This is a genomic window from Salipiger sp. ABF4_146, from assembly GCF_056161345.1.
This window is the reverse complement of the sequence record NZ_JBSWYX010000093.1, coordinates 1-243: the sequence shown is the minus strand read 5'-3', so window position 1 is coordinate 243 and position 243 is coordinate 1. Positions and strand designations below refer to the sequence as shown.

1 protein-coding gene is annotated in these 243 nt (G+C 69.5%); it reads left to right on the top strand.

Annotated elements, in window-relative coordinates; genetic code table 11:
• Positions 1-243 (top strand): hypothetical protein (locus ACXAJT_RS27695; RefSeq protein ID WP_475242271.1); only part of this gene is annotated, 243 nt, incomplete at both ends.

Genomic DNA, 243 nt, shown 5'->3' with positions numbered 1-243 from the left:
TGGCCAGCTTCGACCTGCCCGACAGCAACGGGCCCGACACCGGCTTCGGCGGCACCACCTTCGCCGAGACGCCAACCACCGAGATCGCCCTTGCGGCCGGAGAGCAGACCCTGCGCTTCACCTTCGACGGCGCCCTGGCCAGCAATGGCTACATCCTCGACTTCCGCAGCTTCTCGCTGGAGCAGGTGGAGACCAACGCCGCGCCGGTGGCAGGACCGCTCGCCGATGCCGAGGCCGAGGAAG